At 64.8% G+C, this 19574-nt stretch carries 16 protein-coding genes; 10 read left to right on the forward strand and 6 right to left on the reverse strand.

The features are described from left to right. The 3 genes from QPK27_RS10435 (at position 1) to QPK27_RS10445 (ending at position 1649) form a co-directional block, all read left to right on the forward strand. Entirely contained in the window at positions 1 to 798 is a 798-nt protein-coding gene (locus QPK27_RS10435) for a response regulator (RefSeq protein WP_290418166.1), read from the forward strand. A gap of 11 nt (positions 799 to 809) precedes the next feature. Further along, positions 810 to 1247 carry a GTPase gene (locus tag QPK27_RS10440; RefSeq protein ID WP_290418167.1) on the forward strand — a complete coding sequence of 146 codons (438 nt, stop codon included), beginning with the start codon at positions 810 to 812 and terminating at the stop codon, positions 1245 to 1247. Positions 1248 to 1391: 144 nt separating this feature from the next. Next, positions 1392 to 1649, forward strand: a complete 258-nt coding sequence (locus QPK27_RS10445; RefSeq protein WP_290418168.1) for a DUF3567 domain-containing protein — start codon at positions 1392 to 1394, stop codon at positions 1647 to 1649. 302 nt (positions 1650 to 1951) lie between these two features. On the opposite strand, the gene QPK27_RS10450 is transcribed toward QPK27_RS10445, so the two are convergent. Next, positions 1952 to 4153 carry a TonB-dependent siderophore receptor gene (locus QPK27_RS10450; RefSeq protein WP_290418169.1) on the reverse strand — a complete coding sequence of 734 codons (2202 nt, stop codon included), beginning with the start codon at positions 4151 to 4153 and terminating at the stop codon, positions 1952 to 1954. Positions 4154 to 4269: 116 nt separating this feature from the next. Between QPK27_RS10450 and QPK27_RS10455 the strand changes: the two genes are divergently transcribed. Next, on the forward strand, positions 4270 to 5043 hold the full coding sequence (locus QPK27_RS10455; RefSeq protein WP_290418170.1) for a class II glutamine amidotransferase: 774 nt from the start codon (positions 4270 to 4272) through the stop codon (positions 5041 to 5043). Positions 5044 to 5179: 136 nt separating this feature from the next. Next, entirely contained in the window at positions 5180 to 6469 is a 1290-nt protein-coding gene (locus QPK27_RS10460) for an EAL and HDOD domain-containing protein (protein ID WP_290418171.1), read from the forward strand. A gap of 145 nt (positions 6470 to 6614) precedes the next feature. On the opposite strand, the gene QPK27_RS10465 is transcribed toward QPK27_RS10460, so the two are convergent. Then, on the reverse strand, positions 6615 to 6992 hold the full coding sequence (locus QPK27_RS10465; RefSeq protein ID WP_290418172.1) for an SPW repeat protein: 378 nt from the start codon (positions 6990 to 6992) through the stop codon (positions 6615 to 6617). Between the two features lie 95 nt (positions 6993 to 7087). Beyond that, a complete protein-coding gene (metH, locus tag QPK27_RS10470; protein WP_290418173.1) occupies positions 7088 to 10855 on the reverse strand; it encodes a methionine synthase in 3768 nt (1255 codons plus the stop codon). A 288-nt stretch (positions 10856 to 11143) separates the two neighbouring features. On the opposite strand from metH, the gene QPK27_RS10475 reads away from it, so the two are divergent. After that, the gene (locus tag QPK27_RS10475) at positions 11144 to 11338 is read left to right on the forward strand and encodes a BrnA antitoxin family protein (protein WP_374047050.1); all 195 of its coding nucleotides are present in this window, start codon (positions 11144 to 11146) and stop codon (positions 11336 to 11338) included. 175 nt (positions 11339 to 11513) lie between these two features. On the opposite strand, the gene fmt is transcribed toward QPK27_RS10475, so the two are convergent. Further along, positions 11514 to 12461, reverse strand: coding sequence for a methionyl-tRNA formyltransferase (fmt, locus tag QPK27_RS10480; RefSeq protein ID WP_290418175.1), 948 nt, complete (start codon positions 12459 to 12461; stop codon positions 11514 to 11516). 13 nt (positions 12462 to 12474) lie between these two features. Beyond that, entirely contained in the window at positions 12475 to 13014 is a 540-nt protein-coding gene (def, locus tag QPK27_RS10485) for a peptide deformylase (protein WP_290418176.1), read from the reverse strand. 306 nt (positions 13015 to 13320) lie between these two features. On the opposite strand from def, the gene QPK27_RS10490 reads away from it, so the two are divergent. The 4 genes from QPK27_RS10490 (at position 13321) to QPK27_RS10505 (ending at position 19266) form a co-directional block, all read left to right on the forward strand. Next, positions 13321 to 14436, forward strand: coding sequence for a LysM peptidoglycan-binding domain-containing protein (locus QPK27_RS10490; protein ID WP_290418177.1), 1116 nt, complete (start codon positions 13321 to 13323; stop codon positions 14434 to 14436). Positions 14437 to 14443: 7 nt separating this feature from the next. After that, the gene (gene dprA / locus QPK27_RS10495) at positions 14444 to 15601 is read left to right on the forward strand and encodes a DNA-processing protein DprA (protein ID WP_290418178.1); all 1158 of its coding nucleotides are present in this window, start codon (positions 14444 to 14446) and stop codon (positions 15599 to 15601) included. A 214-nt stretch (positions 15602 to 15815) separates the two neighbouring features. Further along, positions 15816 to 16274 carry a DUF494 family protein gene (locus QPK27_RS10500; protein ID WP_290418179.1) on the forward strand — a complete coding sequence of 153 codons (459 nt, stop codon included), beginning with the start codon at positions 15816 to 15818 and terminating at the stop codon, positions 16272 to 16274. Positions 16275 to 16593: 319 nt separating this feature from the next. After that, positions 16594 to 19266 carry a DNA topoisomerase III gene (locus tag QPK27_RS10505; RefSeq protein ID WP_290418180.1) on the forward strand — a complete coding sequence of 891 codons (2673 nt, stop codon included), beginning with the start codon at positions 16594 to 16596 and terminating at the stop codon, positions 19264 to 19266. Between the two features lie 87 nt (positions 19267 to 19353). Here the strand turns inward: QPK27_RS10505 and QPK27_RS10510 are convergent, their stop codons facing one another. Next, complete coding sequence (locus QPK27_RS10510) at positions 19354 to 19560, reverse strand: addiction module protein (RefSeq protein WP_290418181.1); 207 nt, start codon at positions 19558 to 19560, stop codon at positions 19354 to 19356. Between the last annotated feature and the right edge of the window lie 14 nt (positions 19561 to 19574).

The raw sequence follows: 19574 nt of genomic DNA on the forward strand, positions 1-19574 counted from the left end.
ATGGCGAACATACTCGTAGTTGACGATGAAATGGGCATCCGGGAACTGCTGTCCGAGATCCTTGGCGATGAAGGCCACGCCATCACCCTGGCCGAGAACGCGCAGCAGGCGCGCGAGGCGCGTGCGGCGGGGGCGCCCGACCTGGTGCTGCTCGATATCTGGATGCCGGACACCGACGGCGTCACCCTGCTCAAGGAGTGGCAGCGCGATGGCTTGCTGACCATGCCGGTGATCATGATGTCGGGCCACGCCACCATCGACACCGCGGTCGAGGCGACGCGCATCGGCGCATTGAATTTCCTCGAAAAACCGATTGCCCTGCAAAAGCTGCTGAAAGCCGTGCAGCAGGGCCTGAGCCGGGCCCAGGAAGTGGCGCGCGCGCCGATGGCGCCGCCGCGGCCGATCGCCCCGAGCGCGCCGGCCGTGGCCAGCGAACCGGCCGCCAGCGCGCCGATGTTCGCGCCGCCGCCGGGAGCGGGGCTGGGCGCGGGTGTCGGCATGAACGCGGGTGTGGGCGGCATGGGCGGCATGGGCGGCATGGCCGGCGGCGGCAACGGCACCCGCCTGGTGCACGCGATCTCGCATGGGGAGGGCACCGGCTACACGCTGTCGTTCGACCTGCCGCTGCGCGAGGCGCGCGACGCCTTCGAGCGCATGTACTTCGAACACCACCTGGGGCGCGAAGGCGGCAGCATGACGCGCGTGGCCGAGAAGACCGGCCTCGAGCGCACTCACCTGTACCGCAAGCTCAAGCAGCTGGGCGTCGAGCCGGGCAAGCTGGCCAAAAAAGGGGGCTGATGGCGGGGCCGATGGCGCCTGTCGCCACCACCCTCGTCAGCGGCGCCAGCGCCGGCGCGCGCGAAGGCGCGATCGCGGCGCTGCTGGCATCCGCATCGCATGACACGGCCGTCTCCGCTCCAGGGGACGGCGCACTCGCTCCCGATGCTTCCACCGACCATCCTTCCGTATTCGACGCCGTCATCCTCGAAGGATTCGGCGTCGCCGCCGAGCCGCTTGCAAGCGGCCCCGGCCTGCATGTGACGCGGATCGCTCCAGGCTGCCTGTGCTGCGACGGCAATCTGGTTTTGCGTGTAACATTGAATCGATTGCTGCGCCAACGCCCTCGACGATTGTTCATCGGTCTGGCGAGCAGCGAACATCTTGATCAGTTGCGATCGTGGCTGCAGTCGACGCCATACGATCAGCTGTTGAGGCTAAACCCGGTGGTCTCCGCGACTCCCGCTTAAGACCCGCCACCCGATATGGACATCGTGTGGTCACTCTTGAAATCGGTTTGGCCAGCCCCACCTCTTTAACGAAGTGAAGAGCCTGCCGCTCGCCGCCAGACGGCAGGTTTGCACAAAACACTCTGATCAAGAGAAGGAGTCATCATGAACATGATCTACAACAGCGAACAGTACAGCATCGTCGAATTCGGCGTGGACCGCGAAGTCGAGGCGCTGCGTTTTGGCGGCTTTGAAATCGTCGACAAGGCGGGCCGGTGCGAAGCGTTCATCGGTGGCCGTCTGGCGCAGTCGTTCCGGCGCGAAGTCAACAACCTGATTGCGAGCGAACCGACGATGGAAGAGATCGACGACTTCCTCGGTTCGTACGACACCCTGATGAGCCAACCGGTGGTGCTGCATTAAGCGCCGTGCGGTAGGGTTTTAGCAGTTAGCTTGGAACTCATTCAAACTTGCGTAGTCTTATCATACGGCGGTGAGTTCCACCGTGTCAGCCTGTGGAGAAGACGGCTCTGGCCCTGCAAAATTGCAGGGTGAAACCAGCTTCGACGAAGCAGGAATTCAACGGTAAAGCTAGCTGTGAATAGTTTTACGTAAGTTTGAAGGAACGGAATAGCAATGGCTTGCGTGCTCATATGACGAGCACGAGAGAAAGACAGCGCTACCAGCCCCGAGGCCGGTAGCGCATTACAACACACCACTCCCGCTTAGAAGTCCACCTGCGCCGACAGCAGGACGGTACGCGGCGCCGCCACGGTGCCCACCGTCGCCAGCGTGCTGCTCGACAGCCAGTACGCCTTGTTGGCCACATTCTCCACGTTCAGACGCAGTACCACGGGTTTGCCCATCACCGCGGTGGTGTAACGCGCGCCGATGTCGATCCGGTTCCACGACGGCAGCAGCAAGGTGTTGGCGACGTCGAACGGCGCTTCGGCGGTGTAGATCGCGCGCGCGTTCAGGCCCAGGCCCGGCACCCATGGCAGGTCCCAGTCGGCGCCCAGGTTGAAGGCGCGCTTCGGCACGCCGATCGCATCCTTGCCGTCGTTGACGCCGCCGGCGCTGCGCTCGAGCGTGGCGTCGTAGAAGATGGCGCTGGCCATCAGGCGCACGCCGCCGGCCACTTCGCCCATCGTCGACAGTTCCAGGCCGCGGTTGCGCTGCTTGCCGTCCAGGCTGTAGATATTGGTGAACGGATCGGTCAGCGCGTTGGGGCGGTCGACCTGGAATACCGAGACCGCGCTCATCATCTTGTCGTGTTCGACCTTGACGCCCGCTTCGTACTGCTTCGAGCGGTACGGCGGGAACACTTCGCCGCGGTTCGCCGCGGTGTCCGGCGCGGTGCTGCCGCGCGACAGGCCGGCGGTGAAGTTACCGTACACCGAGACGTTGTCGACCGGCTTGAACACGATGCCGGCCAGCGGCGCCACCGCGCTTTCGTCGTACGCACCGGTGACGGCGCCGGCGGCGTTCAGGTTCTTCGCGTCCACCGTCTGGCGCCGCGCGCCGGCCGTGATCAGGAGGCGGTCGTCCATGAACGACACGGTGTCGGTCACCGCGATGCTGGACAGCTTGGTGCGCGAGTTGAGCGTGGTGGCGCGGCGCTCGCCGCTCATGACCGGCAGCGGCGCCGGGTAATAGATGTTCGACACGACGGGAGCGCTGGTGGCGGTCAGGTAGAAGCTGCCGGCCTCGGTTTCCAGCGCCGACGCCGACACCGCGGCCACGTGCTTGATGCCGCCGGTGTTGAAGTTGAAGCGCGCGCCGACTTCGCCGGTCTTGTTGTGCGAGGCCGCATCGTACCAGGCGTTACTGACGCGCATATTGCCGTTGGCGTCGATCGCGTCGTTGCCGCGCACCGACGGGAAATCCTGCTCGCTGGCGCCGTAGCGGTAGCCGCCGGTCGCGTACAGCATCACGTTCCGGTTCAGGTCGTACTCGACGCGCGACGAGATGGTGGCATCGCGCAGCGTCAGCTCGGCGCCGGGATACAGCGCGCGGTGGCCGGACGGCGCCTTCGGAATGCTGCGGATGCCCGGGCGGAAGCCGGTCTGGGCGCGGAAGGTGTCGGTGTCTTCGCGCTGGGCATAGGTGTCGAGGGTCCAGCGCAGATTGCTCGAACGGTAGTCCAGCGCCAGGGCCAGCACGCTCGCTTCCATCTGACCGTCGTCGAGCGTGGTGTCGCCCTTGCGGTAGACGCCGTTGAAGCGCACGCCCCATTCGCCGTTCTCGCCGAAGCGGCGGCCGACGTCGACGTGGGCGCCGAGGATGGCCTGGCTCTCGAAGGTGCCGGTGACGCGCGTGAGCGGCTTGTCGCCGGCCTTCTTGGTGACGATGTTGATGTTGCCGCCGACGCCGCCGCTCGGGCTGATACCGTACATCAGCGTGCCCGGGCCTTTCAGCACTTCCACGCGTTCCATGATCGCGGCCGGCATGCGGTTCGACGAAGTCAGACCATACAAACCATTCAGGCCGACGTCGCCGCTGGTGACGTTGAAGCCGCGGATCTGGAAGTCTTCGCTGAAGCCGCCGGTCGAGGTCATCAGGCGCACCGAGGCGTCGTTGACGACCACGTCGGCCAGGGTGCGCGCCTGCACGTCTTCCAGCATCTTCGAGGTGTAGTTGGTGGTATTGAACGGGGTGTCCATGACGTCGCCCGCGCCCAGCACGCCGAGGCTGCCGCGGCGCGCCACGCCGCCGTTCATGTACGGCGCTTCGGCGTCGCCCCTGGCGCCGGTGATGACGACGCTCTCGATCTGCTGGCCGGCGCTTTGCTGGGCCTGGGCTGCCAGTGGCAGCAGGGCGATCGGCGCCACGACGGCGCCGTTCAGGGCCAGCTTGACCAGGCGGGCCAGCCGCTTCTGACGGCAAACCGGAGAATTATCGTAGGTAGGCGACTGCAAAGTGTTCATGGAAACCCTGGATTCTTTTTGTAAATGAGAATGACTATTATATTCATTCGCATTTTGAGGGTCAATCCGCCCGGCCGCGAAAGCCATGGGCGCGGCCGGCATGGTAAGCTGCGGCCATGTGCCAGCTACTCGGAATGAATTGCAATGTCCCTACCGACATTGTTTTCTCTTTTACCGGCTTCGCCCACCGCGGCGGGCGTACCGATACCCACCATGACGGCTGGGGCATCGCCTTCTTCGAGGGCAGCGGGGTGCGCCATTTCGTCGACCACCAGGCCGCGATTGCTTCGCCGATCGCCGAGCTGATCAAGCGCTATCCGATCAAGTCGACCAACGTCATCGCCCACATCCGCAAGGCCACCGTGGGCCAGGTGGCGCTCGAGAACTGCCACCCGTTCGTGCGCGAGCTGTGGGGCCGCTACTGGGTGTTCGCCCACAACGGCGATCTGAAGGACTTTGCGCCGCCGCTCGACGGGCCGTTCCGTCCGGTGGGCAGCACCGACAGCGAGCTGGCGTTCTGCTACCTGCTGCAATGCCTGCGCCAGGAGTTCGGCGATGGGCCGGAGCATGCGCCGGACCACGCCGCCTTGCGCGCCGCCCTGGCGCGCATCATTCCCGGCATCGCCGCCCACGGCACCTTCAACATGATGCTGTCGGACGGCACGGCGCTGTTCACCCATTGCTCGACCAAGCTCTGCTACGTGGTACGGCAATATCCGTTTGTTACGGCCTGCCTGTCGGACGAGGATCTGTCGGTCGACTTCTCGCAGGTGACCACGCCCAACGACCGGGTCGCGATCATCGTCACCGAACCGCTCACCAACAACGAAACCTGGACTCAATTCCAGCCCGGCGAACTGAAACTGTTCGTGGACGGCTTGCCACAATAATCGTCGTTCAGACAATGCCTGATGTCGGAAGTGGTGATATTTTGCTATCATTCTCCGAGTAAATTAGTTCACTAATTCAAGCATTGAATCGCTGATGCGGTACAGTAGTCACGTTGCCGCGACGAAGAGAGACGCCATGACCGATAACGCCAGCCTCGACGAGGCTTCCCAGCCTCTGCGCATGCGTAATTTCTACCTCGCGCGCCAGCCGGTGCTGGACCGTAACCAGGCGCTGTTCGGCTACGAGCTGCTGTTTCGCGGCAGTGCGCAGGGTGGGGCACATGCGGACTCCGGCCTGGCCGCCAGCGCCGGCGTGCTGCACCACGCAGCCCAGCTCGGATTGCCGCGCGCGATCGGCGACGCCACCGCCTTCCTGAACATCGACCGTGACGGCTTGATGAGCGACATCTTCGCCTTCCTGCCGCGCGAGCGCACGGTGCTGGAACTGGTGCGCTCGGTCGAGCCGGACGACGCCGTCATCGAGCGCATGCGGGTGCTGGCCGGCCACGGTTTCCGCTTCGCGGCCGAGGCCTCCAGCCACGGCCAGGCGCTGCCGCGCCTGCTGCCGGTGATCGACTTCGTCAAGATGGACCTGCGCGCGCTGGCGCCGGTGACCCTGCTGTCGCTGGCGCCGCGCCTGCGCACCACCGGCAAGCGGCTGGTGGCGGAAAAGGTCGAGAACCACACCGAATACCGCACCTGCCTCGACGTCGGCTTCGATTACTTCCAGGGATATTATTTCGCCAGGCCGACCGTGATCAGCGGGCGCAAGCTCTCTCCCTCGCAGACCACGGTGCTGGCGCTGATGGACCTGGTGGCGTCGGACGCCGACAACGGCGCGATCGAAGCGCTGGTCAAGCGCGAGGTCACGCTCGGCATGAACCTGCTGCGCCTGGTGAACACGCCGGCGGTGGGGGCGGGAAGGCGCATCGAATCGGTCAGCCAGGCCGTGACGCTGCTGGGCCGGCGCCAGCTGCAGCGCTGGCTGCAGATTCTGCTGTTCGCCGAAGCCGACGTGCGCGGCCACAGCCAGAGCCCGCTCCTGATGCTGGCCACCACCCGCGCGCGCCTGATGGAACTGCTGGCCCAGCGCCTGCGTCCGGCGCAGAAGAACGTGGCCGACATCGCCTTCACGGTAGGCATGATGTCGCTGATGGACACGCTGTTCTGCATGCCGATGCGCGACATCGTGGAGCAGATTCCGGTGATCGACGAAGTGCGCGCCGCACTGCTGGGGCGCGGCGGCTTCTTCGGCGAACTGCTGCGCCTGGCCGAATCGCTCGAGCGCATGGACGAGGCGCAGGCGGATGGGCAGGACGGGGTGCTGTCGACCCTGCAGGCGCTGGCGATCGACGGCGACGACCTGGCCGAGCTCGAAGTGTCGGCGTTCGAGTGGAGCGACAAGGTGGTGCGGTACGCGATGTGATCGCACGTGGCCGTCGTCGCGAACGGGCAGTTGTTGACGTGGGTTGAACGCGTGGACGGCGAAGCCGTCCACCCTACGGTCCATGACAGCCCGTCAAAGCATCGTAGGGTGGACGGGTTTCCCGTCCACGCGTTCGTCCGTTCCTTTATCCGGCCGCCCCGGTCTTGGTCCACTGCCGATGCAGCTCGGGATCGGTGCGCAATTCCCATAGCCCCAGCACCACCGTCGCGATGCCGGAGACGAGCAGGCTGGTCGTCATCATGCGATCGGGCACGGTGTCCACCAGCCAGGGCGACACTGCCACCCAGGCGCCAACCACGATGTTCAGCACCACCGCCCACACATAGGTCTTGTACAGGTCGAACGCCGCCAGCACTGCCATGATGATGCCGGCCACGTAGGCGTTGATCGCCGGCGCCGAATCCGACGGATAGCCGAACGCCAGCGGCGAGACGATGAGCCAGACGCCGATCAACAGGATGATCTGGTCTTGCCAGCGCCGGGTCGAGAAGTGCATTGCCATGATGGCCTCCGCGCAAATTGATGGAATCCGGAAGGATCCCATTCGCTTTCGACCAGAAAAAACGCCGCGAAGTTCGCGGCGTTTTGGGGAGGCGATTACAGGTTCGGCGCCAGGTGGCGTTCGAGCTCGCTGCGCTCCATGCCGCGCCGCTGCGCCATGTCGGCGACCTGGTCCTCGCCGATCTTGCCGACCACGAAGTACTTCGATTCCGGATGCGCGAAGTAGAAGCCCGACACCGCCGCGCCCGGGTACATGGCGTACGACTCGGTCAGCTCCATGCCGATCTCTTCGGCCTGCAGCGTGCGGAACATGTCGGCCTTGACCGTGTGCTCCGGGCAGGCCGGATAGCCCGGCGCCGGACGGATGCCCTGGTACGCTTCGCCGATCAGCGCTTCGTTCGACAAGTCCTCGTCCGCCGCATAACCCCACAGGTCGGTACGCACGCGCTGGTGCAGGTATTCGGCGAACGCTTCGGCCAGGCGGTCGGCCAGCGACTTGAGCATGATCGACGAGTAGTCGTCGTGCGCCGCTTCGAAGCGCTGCTCGTGCTTCTCGATGCCGAGACCCGCCGTCACCGCGAACATGCCGATGTAGTCCGGCGTGCCGCTGTCTTTCGGCGCGACGAAGTCGGCCAGGCACTGGTTGGGACGCTGCACGCCGTCCACCGTCGGCTTGACGCCTTGCTGGCGCAGGCCGTACCAGGTGAAGTCGACTTTCTCGCGGCCTTCATCGGTATAGATCTCGATGTCGTCGTCGTTGACGCTGTTGGCCGGCAGCAGCGCGATCACGCCGTTGGCGGTCAGCCAGCGGCCTTCGATGATCTTTTTCAGCATGGCCTGGCCTTCGGCGAATACCTTGGTCGCCGCTTCGCCCACGACTTCGTCGGTCAGGATGGCCGGGTAGGGGCCGGCCAGGTCCCAGGTCTGGAAGAACGGACCCCAGTCGATGTAGCGCGCGATCAGGTTCAGGTCGACGTTCTTGAACATGCGGCGGCCGATGAACTTCGGCTTCACCGGCGCGTACTCGAGCTTTGCTTTATTCTCGCGCGCTTGTTCCAGCGTCAGCATCGGCAGCGCCTTCTTGCCGGCGTGCTGGATGCGGATGCGTTCGTAGTCCTGGGCCAGTTCGATGATGTAGGCATCGCGCGTGTCTTCGGTCACCAGCGCCTGGCCGACCGAGACCGAGCGCGAGGCGTCCGGCACGTACACCACCGGACCGTCGTAGTGCGGCGCGATCTTCACGGCGGTGTGGGCGCGGCTGGTGGTGGCGCCGCCGATCAGCAGCGGCACCTGGCGCTCGCGGAACCACGGGTCGCGCTGCATCTCGCGCGCCACGTGCGCCATCTCTTCCAGCGACGGCGTGATCAGGCCCGACAGGCCCACCATGTCGGCGTTTTCTTCCTTGGCTTTGGCCAGGATGTCGGCGCACGGCACCATCACGCCCATGTTCACGATCTCGAAGTTATTACACTGCAGGACCACCGAGACGATGTTCTTGCCGATGTCGTGCACGTCGCCCTTGACGGTGGCGATCACCATCTTGCCCTTCGGCTTGGCGACAATGCCGGTGCGGCGTTCTTCTTCCGCTTTTTCTTCCTCGATGAACGGCACCAGGTGGGCCACGGCCTGCTTCATCACGCGCGCCGATTTCACGACCTGCGGCAGGAACATCTTGCCCTGTCCGAACAGGTCGCCGACGATGTTCATGCCGTCCATCAGCGGGCCTTCGATCACGTGGATCGGGCGCCCCTTGGCGGCCAGCACCTGCTGGCGCATTTCTTCCGTGTCCTCGACGATCCACTGCGTGATGCCGTGCACCAGCGCATGCGCCAGGCGCTTCTCGACCGGGGCGTTGCGCCATTCCAGGTTCTGCTCCTGCCTGGCGCCGCCGGCCTTCAGGGTGCCGGCGAATTCGATCATGCGCTCGGTGGCATCCTTGCGGCGATTCAGCACCACGTCTTCGACGCGCTCGCGCAGCTCGGGATCGAGCTCGTCGTAGACGCCGACCATGCCGGCGTTGACGATGCCCATCGTGAGGCCGGCCTTGATCGCGTGGTACAGGAACACGGTGTGGATCGCTTCGCGCGCCGGATCGTTGCCGCGGAAGCTGAACGAGACGTTCGACACGCCGCCCGAGATCTTCGCGTGCGGCAGGTTGGCGCGGATCCAGGCGGTGGCCTCGATGAAGTCGTTGGCGTAGTTGTCGTGTTCCTCGATGCCGGTGGCGATCGCGAAAATGTTCGGATCAAAAATGATGTCTTCCGGCGGGAAGCCCACCTGCTCGGTCAGCACTTTATAGGCGCGCTCGCAGATCTCGATCTTGCGCGCGAAGGTGTCGGCCTGTCCCTGCTCGTCGAAGGCCATCACGATCACGGCCGCGCCGTAGCGGCGGCACAGGCGCGCCTGGCGGATGAATTCGTCGATGCCTTCCTTCATCGAGATCGAGTTGACGATGGCCTTGCCCTGCACGCACTTCAGGCCGGCCTCGATCACCGACCATTTGGACGAGTCGATCATCACCGGCACGCGCGAGATGTCCGGTTCCGACGCGATCAGGTTCAGGAAGCGCGTCATCGCCGCCTGCGAATCGAGCATCGCTTCGTCCATATTGATGTCGATGACCTGGGCGCCGTTCTCGACCTGCTGGCGCGCCACCGACAGCGCCTCGTCGAACTGCTCGTTGAGGATCATGCGCGCGAACGCTTTCGAGCCGGTGACGTTGGTGCGTTCGCCGACGTTGACGAACAGCGACGACTCGTCGATGGTGAACGGCTCCAGGCCCGACAGGCGCATCGCGACCGGCACTTCCGGCACCTGGCGCGGCGTCTGCGTTTCCAGGATCTTCGCGATCGCGGCGATGTGCTCGGGCGTGGTGCCGCAGCAGCCGCCGGCGATGTTGATGAAGCCCGCTTCGGCGAACTCGCGCAGCAGCGCCGAGGTGTCGGCCGGCAGCTCGTCGAAGCCGGTGTCGCTCATCGGGTTGGGCAGGCCGGCGTTCGGGTAGATGCAGACGAAGGTATCGGCGATTTGCGACAGCTCTTGCGCGTAGGGGCGCATCAGCGCCGCGCCGAGCGCGCAATTGAGGCCAATGGTCAGCGGCCTGGCATGGCGCACCGAGTTCCAGAACGCCGGCACGGTCTGGCCCGACAGGATGCGGCCCGAGGCGTCGGTGACGGTGCCCGAGATCATCAGCGGCAGGCGCGGCGTCTCGGGATGCTCGTCGAAGTACTGGTCGATCGCGAACAGCGCCGCCTTGCAGTTCAGGGTGTCGAAGATGGTCTCGACCAGCAGCACGTCGGCGCCGCCGTCGACCAGGCCTGCTACCTGCTCGTGATACGACGCGACCAGCTGGTCGAAGGTGATGTTGCGCGCCGCTGGGTCGTTGACGTCGGGCGAAATCGACGCGGTCTTCGGGGTCGGTCCGAGGGCGCCGGCGACGAAGCGCGGCTTGTCCGGGGTCGAGTACTTGTCGCAGGCGGCGCGCGCCAGTTTGGCGGCCTCGACGTTCATCTCGTAGGCCAGGTGCGCCATGTGGTAATCCTCCTGCGCCACGCCGGTGGCGCCGAAGGTATTGGTCTCGACCAGGTCGGCGCCGGCGGCCAGGTAGCGCTCGTGGATTTCCTGGATCACGTGCGGCTGGGTCAGGGTCAGCAGCTCGTTGTTACCCTTGACGAACAACTCGCGGTTGCCGGCGCTGGCCGGCGCGGCGAAGTCGGCGAAACGCTCGCCGCGGTAGGCCGCTTCGTCCAGTTTGTACTGCTGGATGATGGTGCCCATGGCGCCGTCCAGGATCATGATGCGGCGTGCGAGGATGTCGCGCAGCTGGGATTCGATCGGGGAAATGGCGTTGGTGCGGGCGTTCATGGTGGGGTTTTCCTGGAAGTGCGGCTTGACAGGCCGTTGACTGTTGGGCGGTCTGCCATTATACGGCATGCCGCCGGGATGGCTTCGGGACGGCCGTCGTGACAATCTGTGTATGTATCCTTATGTATTCACGGGCTTCTGTGTTACACGGCGTTACAAATAGCGGCACAACCGCAATCTTTACGATACATAACGCGACGACAATCAAAGTCCGCCTCCGTGGAGAGGCGAACGTAGAGATGGGATAATCGCATGAACAAAGAATACCAACCGGATTGGGATCAGCCTATGGACCGCAACCCGGAGTCGGGCGTAGCATCGAAGCCTCAAGCCGCCAGCAATGGCGTGAAACAGATCGTCACGATCCGCCTGGACGTGGACATGCTCGATTGGTTCAAGTCGGCAGGTCCCGGTTACCAGACCCGTATCAATCAGGTGCTGCGTGAGCATATGGATGCGCAGCGTGCTGGACGTTCGGAGTAAGTTGTTCTGAATGCGGTGCTGGTGCAGCCAGCGCCGGGGCGACATTCGTTGGCCCATCAACGTCATCCCCGTGCAGGCGTCGCCTTCGCGGGGATGATGTTTTTTGGCTGACGAAAAAAAACGACGCGCATTGTGCGCGTCGTTTTGGTTCAGCAATGGATCCGACGATCTGCGATCAAGCGAACCGCAATCCCGCCAACGGGAAACTTTTGAGGAACTCCGTCGCTGCCAGACGCTTGCCGCCCGGCTTTTGCAATTCGTTCAAGCGCAACGCACCGTCACCGCAAGCGACCACGATCCCCTGCGCATCGGCCTGCAGCACCTCGCCCGGCGCGCCGCTGCCGGCAACCGCCTGCGCCTGCCAGATCTTGACCGCGACACCTTCCACCACGCCATTTGCGCCCGGGAACGGATTGAACGCGCGGATCTTGCGCGCCAGCACCTCAGCCGGCAAGGCAAAGTCCAGCTTCGCTTCTTCCTTGCTGATCTTGGCCGCGTAGGTCACGCCTTGCTCCGGCTGCGGCGTTGCCGGCAGTTCGCCGGCCCCCATCTTGCGCAGCGCCGCGACGATCATGCGACCGCCCAGCTCGGCCAGCTTGTCGTGCAGGCTGCCGGTGGTGTCGCCATCCTCGATCGGCAAGCGTTCGATCAACAGCATCGGCCCGGTATCCAGGCCTTCTTCCATCTCCATGATGGTCACGCCGGTCTCGACATCGCCCGATTCGATCGCGCGGTGGATCGGCGCGGCGCCGCGCCAGCGTGGCAGCAGCGAACCGTGGATATTGATGCAGGGACGGATGTCGAGCGTGCTGCGCGGCAGGATCAGGCCGTAGGCGGCGACCACCATCACGTCGTATTCGATCGACTCCAGCAGTGCGTGGGCGGCGCGCGCTTCTTCGGCGCGCTGCGGGTCCTTGCTGTCGGTGCGCAGCGACAGCGGCTGCGCCACCGGCATGCCGTGCGCCACCGCATATTGTTTCACAGCAGATGCCTGCAACTGCATGCCGCGCCCGGCCGGGCGGTCGGGCTGGGTCAGGACCAGCGGGATCTCGAAGCCGGCCTCGTGCAGGGCGCGCAGGGCGACAGCGGCGAACTCGGGAGTACCGGCGAAAACGACTTTCATGCAGCCGCCGCGATCAACGGCGCGCCGAACGCTGGGCGGCGTCGCGCGCCATGCCGCGTTCTTCCTTCTGCAGCTTGGCCTTGATGCGGTTGCGCTTCAGCGGCGACAGGTATTCCACGAACACCTTGCCCATCAGGTGGTCCATCTCGTGCTGGATGCACACGGCCAGCAGGCCATCGGCGTCGATGTTGAATTCCTTGCCGTCGACATCGAAGGCACGCACCTTGACCTGCGCCGGGCGCTCCACGCCGTCGTACACGCCGGGCACCGACAGGCAGCCTTCGTCGTAGACCTGCTTTTCGTCGCTGGCCCAGGTGATCTCGGGATTGATGAACACGATCAGCTTGTCCTGCGCTTCGCTGACGTCGATCGTCACCACGCGCTCGTGCACGTCGACCTGGGTCGCGGCCAGGCCGACGCCGGGCGCGTCATACATGGTTTCCGCCATGTCGGCCACCAGCTTGCGCAGGCGATCGGTGCCGAATTCGGTAACCGGCGCGGCGATCTTGTGCAGGCGCGGGTCGGGGTAGCGGAGGATATTCAGTAAGGCCATAGTCAGTTCGGTTTCGAATGGATAAACAGCTGTGATTCGCAGCAGTGATGACAGCACATCAAGGGCGCGTGCATAAATGCAAACGCTACAACGGGAACGCTCCGCCAAACGGCAGATATTCTTGCTAGTTCAGGGATTTATGTGCAGAATTTGATTCAATACGGCAACCCTTTTCAGGACAGGGAGCGGTACCATCATGCTGTCACAAGTGTGTTGTCTCTTGCGTATCAGCCGGGGCGAAAGCGCCGCACGGCCGGTGATAGGTGATCGTTCAATTCCCAACGCCGCACATAACGGACGTCTTCAATGAAAAATTTTAGCACAGTCGCGACGCGCGCTGCTGCCGTCGCGCTGGTCGCCGTTGCCGCCTTCAGCGCACCTTCCGCCCACGCGCAAGCTCCCGGCTGCACCTTCCGCCCCGATGCCCCCGACCAGCACGTCGTGGTCAAGGGCGATACCCTGTGGGATATTTCCGGGACTTTCTTGCGCAACCCATGGTGCTGGCCGCAAGTCTGGGGCATGAACCGCGACGAAATCCGCAACCCGCACTGGATCTATCCGGGCCAGATCGTGTACTTCGACCGCGCGCGCGGCCGCCTGTCGCTGAACCGTCCCGGCAGCGGCGCCGCTGGCGACGGCCGCGGCGAGCCGCCCGTGCTGCGCCTGTCGCCGCAGGTACGCAGCGAGTCGCTCGAGCAGAGCGCGGTGCCGGCGATCCCGGCCGGCGCGATCGAACCCTACCTGACCCAGCCGCTGGTGGTCGAGGCCGACGAGCTGGCCGGCGCGCCGCGCATCGCCGCGTCGCAGGAGGGCCGCGTCTACCTGGGCGAGGGCGACCGCGTCTACGTGCGCGGCAACCTGAAGGGCAGCACCAGCTTCCAGGTGTTCCGCCCCGGTAACCCGTTGCGCGACCCGCAGAGCGGCAAGGTGCTGGCGCACGAGGCCGCCTACCTGGGCAGCGTCAAATTGATCAGCGAAGCCAGGCCCGGCGTCGACGTTCACACCTTCGTGGTAAGCAATACGCTGCAGGAAATGGGCGTCGGCGACCTGCTGGTGCCGGCCTCGCCGCAGCCGGTGCGCAACTACGTGCCGCATGCGCCGCTGGCGCCGGTCGACGCGCGCATCATGTCGATCTATGCCGGCGTCACCTATGCCGGCCAGAGCCAGGTGGTGACTGTCAATCGGGGCACGCTTGACGGACTCGATATCGGCGCCGTGCTGCAGCTCTATCATCTCGGGAAGACGGTGCCCGACCCCGAGAGCAAAGGCTTCCTCGGCATGGGCCGGTCGACGCTCAAGCTGCCCGACGAGCAATACGGCAGCCTGTTCATCTTCCGCGTGTTCAACAATGTGTCGTACGGCTTGATCATGCAGGTAACGGCGCCGGTGCAGGTGGGCGACGTCGCCAAATCACCGGAGTGAATTCGCCGTGCAGGACACGGAGCCTCACATCGCCACTGCAGCATCCGGCGCCAGGCCGCCTGACCGGGCGGCCCTGATCGCCGACTGGCTGCGCCTGGAGCAGGCCGACGGCGTGGGGTGCCGCAGCGCGCACCTGCTGCTGTCCGTGTTCGGTTCTCCCGGCGCGGTGCTACGCGCCGGCCAGGCGGCGCTGGCCGCGCATGTTTCATCTTCCCAGGCGCAGGCCTTGTGTGCGCCGCCCACGCCCGCATTCCACGTGCTGGTCCAGACCACGCTCGACTGGCTGGCCCGCCCCGGCCACCACCTCATCACCTTCCACGACCCCGACTATCCGGCAGCGCTGGCCGAGATCCCCGATCCGCCCCTGCTGCTGTATATCAGTGGCCGCCGTGAACTGCTGGCGCGGCCGCTGGTGGCGGTGGTCGGCAGCCGCAACGCCAGCGTGCAGGGCAAGCTCGACGCCGAATCGTTTTCCGCCGCGCTTTCTGCCGCCGGCCTGTGCGTGGTCTCGGGGCTGGCGCTGGGGATCGACACCGCGGCCCACGAAGGCGCGCTGCGTGGCGCCGGTTCGACCATCGCCGTGGTCGGCACCGGCCTCGACCGCGTGTACCCGGCGCGCAACCGCGCGCTGGCGCACCGCATCGCCGCGCACGGCTGCCTGGTCAGCGAATATGCGCTCGGCACGCCGCCGCTGGCGGCCAACTTCCCGCGCCGCAACCGCGTGATCAGCGGGCTGGCGGCCGGGGTGCTGGTGGTCGAGGCCGCGGCCCAGTCCGGTTCGCTGATCACGGCCCAGATGGCGGCCGAGCAGGGCAGGGAGGTGTTCGCGCTTCCCGGCTCGATCCATTCGGCGCTGGCCAAGGGCTGTCATCGCCTGATCCGCGACGGCGCCCAGCTGGTCGAGACGGTGGAAGAGGTGCTGGAAGCGATGCAGGTGTCGCCGCTGGCGGCGCCGGTGGCCGCCCGCGCGGGGGATGCCGGCGCCGATGCCGGCGACGAGGATGCGCTGCTGCTCGCATTGGGCGTCGAACCGGTGGCGCTGGACGACTTGCTGGCGCGCCTGGGCGGCGATGCGGGCGACCTCGGCGGCCGTTTGCTCGGCCTGGAACTGGCCGGTTTGGTGGCGCAATTACCCGGCGGAAGGGTGCAGCGAATCTGGCGCTAACAGGCCTAAATTGCAGCAAAAAAATGATCCACTCGCATAAAAAGCTTGTGCTTCATTTCACCCAGTTTATAAATTGTATGTTCTTGTTTTTAATAGGAATTGGGTAAGCTGGTAGATCGGATAAGGCCGCGATACAACGTTTTTTCCAGCAGGCAGCGAAGCGAGCGTGCTGCACTTGTACCTCGGCGAGCTTAGCTGCTACAGTAGCGTCACTATGTTCGACATCCTGGTCTATCTCTACGAGACGTACTACCGTCCCGACGCCTGCCCCGAGCCGGCAGCCCTGGCTCGCAAGCTGTCCGCCGTCGGCTTCGACGACATCGAAATCTCGGAAGCCCTCGACTGGCTGACCGGGCTCACCGACGCGCCCTTGCCCGAGACGATCGATGCTTCCACCGGTACCCGCTACTACGTGGACGAAGAGTACATCGAGCTCGGCAGCGCTGCGATCGGCTTCATCGCCTTCCTCGAAAGCGCCAAGGTGCTCGGTCCCATCCAGCGCGAGATCGTGATCGAGCGCGCGCTGGCCTGCGACGAGTCGCCGATTGCCCTGAGCAAGCTCAAGATCATCGTGCTGATGGTGCTGTGGAGCCAGGGCAAGGAGCCGGACGCGCTGATGTTCGACGACCTGTTCGGCGACGATGACGAGCAGGAACCGCGCCTGCTGCACTGATTCTTCACGGGACGACGCCGTCGTCCCCGCAACACACGACAACGGGGCCTGCGCGCCCCGTTTTTGCTTTTCTTGCGCTCTATTTTTGCGCAGAAATTGCTGTTTTCCTCAGGCACCAAGCGGCGTGTCTGCACCACATTGCGGCGTAACCCCTACTTGCGGGGAGCGCGAGAACACGCTTATCATTGGCCGCTTAATTGGGATTGTTACCAACCAGACACTATGGACGTTTTCGCCGTATTGTCTGTGAGCATGTATGATGCCCGGGCATCGTGCCCCGGGCAAAACACACTATATAAAGAGCAAGACGAGAAACACTATGACCAAATCCCTCATCATCGCCGAGAAGCCATCGGTCGCGAACGACATCGCGAAGACGCTCGGCGGCTTCACCAAGCACGATGAGTACTTCGAGTCCGACGACTACGTCCTCTCGTCCGCCGTCGGCCACCTGCTCGAGATCGCCGTGCCTGAGGAATACGACGTCAAGCGCGGCAAGTGGAGCTTCACCCACCTGCCGATGATCCCGCCGTACTTCGCGCTGAATCCGATCGCCAAGACCGAATCGCGCCTCAAGGTGCTCAACAAGCTGATCAAGCGCAAGGACGTCACCACCCTGATCAACGCATGCGACGCGGGGCGCGAGGGTGAACTGATCTTCCGCCTGATCGCGCAGAATGCAAAAGCCAAGCAGCCGGTCAAGCGCCTGTGGCTGCAATCGATGACGGCCAACGCGATCCGCGAAGGCTTCGCCAACCTGCGCAGCGACGACGAGATGCTGCCGCTGGCCGACGCCGCCCGTTGCCGCTCCGAAGCCGACTGGCTGATCGGCATCAACGGCACCCGCGCCATGACCGCGTTCAACTCGAAGGAGGGCGGCTTTTACCTGACCACCGTCGGCCGGGTCCAGACCCCGACCCTGTCGATCGTGGTCGAGCGCGAAGAAAAGATCAAGAAGTTCGTGCCGCGCGACTACTGGGAAGTGCGCGCCGAGTTCGTGTGCGCCGCCGGCGTCTACGAAGGCCGCTGGCTCGACACCAAGTTCAAGAAAGACGAGAACGACCCCGAGAAGCGCGCCGAGCGCCTGTGGAGCAAGGCCGCCGCCGACTCGATCGCCACCGCCTGCCGCGGCAAGCAGGGCGTCGTCACCGAGGAATCGAAGCCGACCACCTCGATGGCGCCGGCGCTGTTCGACCTGACGTCCCTGCAGCGCGAGGCCAACGGCCGCTTCGGCTTCTCGGCCAAGAACACCCTGGGCCTGGCCCAGGCGCTGTACGAAAAGCACAAGGTATTGACGTACCCGCGTACCGATTCGCGCCACCTGCCGGAAGACTATATCGGCACCGTGAAGAGCACGCTCGACGCGCTGGCCGAGACCAACAACTACAATCAATTCGCCAAGCAGATCACCAAGGGTGGCTGGGTCAAGCCGAACAAGCGCATTTTCGACAACACCAAGATCTCGGACCACTTCGCCATCATCCCGACCGGCGTGATCCCGAAGAACCTGTCCGAGCCGGAACAGAAGCTGTACGACCTGGTCACGCGCCGCTTCCTGGCGGTGTTCTTCCCGGCCGCCGAGTTCCTGGTCACCACCCGTTTCACCGAAGTCTCGGGCCACCAGTTCAAGACCGAGGGCAAGGTGATGACCAACCCGGGCTGGCTGGCGGTGTACGGCAAGCAGGACGACAAGGACGGCGCCAACCTGGTGCCGGTGGCCAAGGGCGAGAGCGTGCTGGCCGACAAGCTGACGGCCAACGGCCTCGTCACCAAGCCACCGGCGCGCTACAACGAAGCGACGCTGCTGTCGGCGATGGAAGGCGCGGGCAAGCTGGTCGACTCGGACGAGCTGCGCGACGCCATGGCCGGCAAGGGCCTGGGCACGCCGGCCACGCGCGCCGCCATCATCGAGGGCTTGCTGACCGAAAAGTACCTGCTGCGCGAAGGGCGCGAGCTGATGCCGACCGCGAAAGCGTTCCAGCTGATGACCTTGCTGCGCGGCCTGGGCGTGAACGAACTCACCGCGCCCGAGCTGACCGGCGAATGGGAATTCAAGCTGTCGCAGATGGAAAAGGGCAAGATCTCGCGCGAAGAGTTCATGCGTGAAATCGCGCAGATGACCCAGATCATCGTCAAGCGCGCCAAGGAATACGACAACGATACGATTCCGGGCGAGTACGCGACCCTGGTCAACCCGTGCCCGAACTGCGCCGGCGTGGTCAAGGAAAACTACCGCCGCTTCGCCTGCACCAAGTGCGACTTCTCGATGAGCAAGACGCCGGGCAGCCGCCAGTTCGAGATCGAGGAAGTCGAGGAACTGCTGAAGAACCGCACCATCGGTCCGCTGCAGGGCTTCCGCTCCAAGATGGGCCGTCCGTTCGCGGCGATCCTGCGCATCGTGCGCGACGAAGAGATCAAGAACTTCAAGCTCGAGTTCGACTTTGGCCAGGACGACGAGAGCGAAGAGGGCGAAGGCGTCGACTTCAGCGCCCAGACCCCGCTCGGCCCTTGCCCGAAGTGCACGGGCGGCGTGTACGAAATGCCATTGGCCTATGTTTGCGAGAACAGCGTGGCCAAGCCGAAGACTTGCGACTTCCGCAGCGGCCGCATCATCCTGCAACAGGAAATCCTGCCCGAGCAGATGGCCAAACTGCTCAACGAAGGCAAGACCGACCTGCTGCCGGGCTTCGTGTCGCAGCGCACCCGGCGCGCCTTCAAGGCTTTCCTGGTGCGCGGCAAGGATGGCAAGATCAGCTTCGAGTTCGAGGAGCGCAAGGCCAAGCCGGGCGCCAAGGCCAAGGGCGCCGATGCCGCCAATGGCGCCGACGGCGCAGCGGCCGACGGTGCGGATGGCGCGGCGATTGCCGTGAAGCCGGCGCGCAAGGCCGCCGCCAAGGCCCCGGCCAAAGCCGCTGCCAGGAAGCCGGCGGCCAAGCCGGCTGCACGCAAGGCGCCGGCGAAAAAGGCGACCGCGGCCGTCGCCAAGAAATAGGGCGGTCGGTTTTCCGTCCATGCGACGGACATAAAAAAAACCGCGGCTTGCCGCGGTTTTTTTTATGCTGGAACGCGCGCCGCGCGTTTAGTCCTGCCACTCCTTCAGCGCCACGATCGCGGCTTCCCCGTTGTGGATCGCCTTGACGCGCCGCACCACTTCGTTCTGCCACGCTTCGTCGGCGTCCTGGTCGGCGCCATCGATATCCTGCAGCAGCACGCGCAGCACTTCGTTCTTTTCCGAGACGCTCAGCATCTGGATCTTTTCGGTGATTTCTACGACCAGGTTCGACATGATCTTCCTCCCGC

The organism is Massilia sp. YIM B02443 (assembly GCF_030411955.1).
Classification (GTDB): Bacteria; Pseudomonadota; Gammaproteobacteria; order Burkholderiales; family Burkholderiaceae_D; genus Telluria.

Bases quoted from the DNA above. Each gene is read 5' to 3' on its own strand.
- QPK27_RS10435 (WP_290418166.1), top strand. From the start codon at position 1: ATGGCGAACATACTCGTAGTTGACGATGAAATGGGCATCCGGGAACTG.
- QPK27_RS10440 (WP_290418167.1), top strand. From the start codon at position 810: ATGGCGCCTGTCGCCACCACCCTCGTCAGCGGCGCCAGCGCCGGCGCG.
- QPK27_RS10445 (WP_290418168.1), top strand. From the start codon at position 1,392: ATGAACATGATCTACAACAGCGAACAGTACAGCATCGTCGAATTCGGC.
- QPK27_RS10450 (WP_290418169.1), bottom strand. From the start codon at position 4,153: ATGAACACTTTGCAGTCGCCTACCTACGATAATTCTCCGGTTTGCCGT.
- QPK27_RS10455 (WP_290418170.1), top strand. From the start codon at position 4,270: ATGTGCCAGCTACTCGGAATGAATTGCAATGTCCCTACCGACATTGTT.
- QPK27_RS10460 (WP_290418171.1), top strand. From the start codon at position 5,180: ATGACCGATAACGCCAGCCTCGACGAGGCTTCCCAGCCTCTGCGCATG.
- QPK27_RS10465 (WP_290418172.1), bottom strand. From the start codon at position 6,992: ATGGCAATGCACTTCTCGACCCGGCGCTGGCAAGACCAGATCATCCTG.
- metH (WP_290418173.1), bottom strand. From the start codon at position 10,855: ATGAACGCCCGCACCAACGCCATTTCCCCGATCGAATCCCAGCTGCGC.
- QPK27_RS10475 (WP_374047050.1), top strand. From the start codon at position 11,144: ATGGACCGCAACCCGGAGTCGGGCGTAGCATCGAAGCCTCAAGCCGCC.
- fmt (WP_290418175.1), bottom strand. From the start codon at position 12,461: ATGAAAGTCGTTTTCGCCGGTACTCCCGAGTTCGCCGCTGTCGCCCTG.
- def (WP_290418176.1), bottom strand. From the start codon at position 13,014: ATGGCCTTACTGAATATCCTCCGCTACCCCGACCCGCGCCTGCACAAG.
- QPK27_RS10490 (WP_290418177.1), top strand. From the start codon at position 13,321: ATGAAAAATTTTAGCACAGTCGCGACGCGCGCTGCTGCCGTCGCGCTG.
- QPK27_RS10500 (WP_290418179.1), top strand. From the start codon at position 15,816: ATGTTCGACATCCTGGTCTATCTCTACGAGACGTACTACCGTCCCGAC.
- QPK27_RS10505 (WP_290418180.1), top strand. From the start codon at position 16,594: ATGACCAAATCCCTCATCATCGCCGAGAAGCCATCGGTCGCGAACGAC.
- QPK27_RS10510 (WP_290418181.1), bottom strand. From the start codon at position 19,560: ATGTCGAACCTGGTCGTAGAAATCACCGAAAAGATCCAGATGCTGAGC.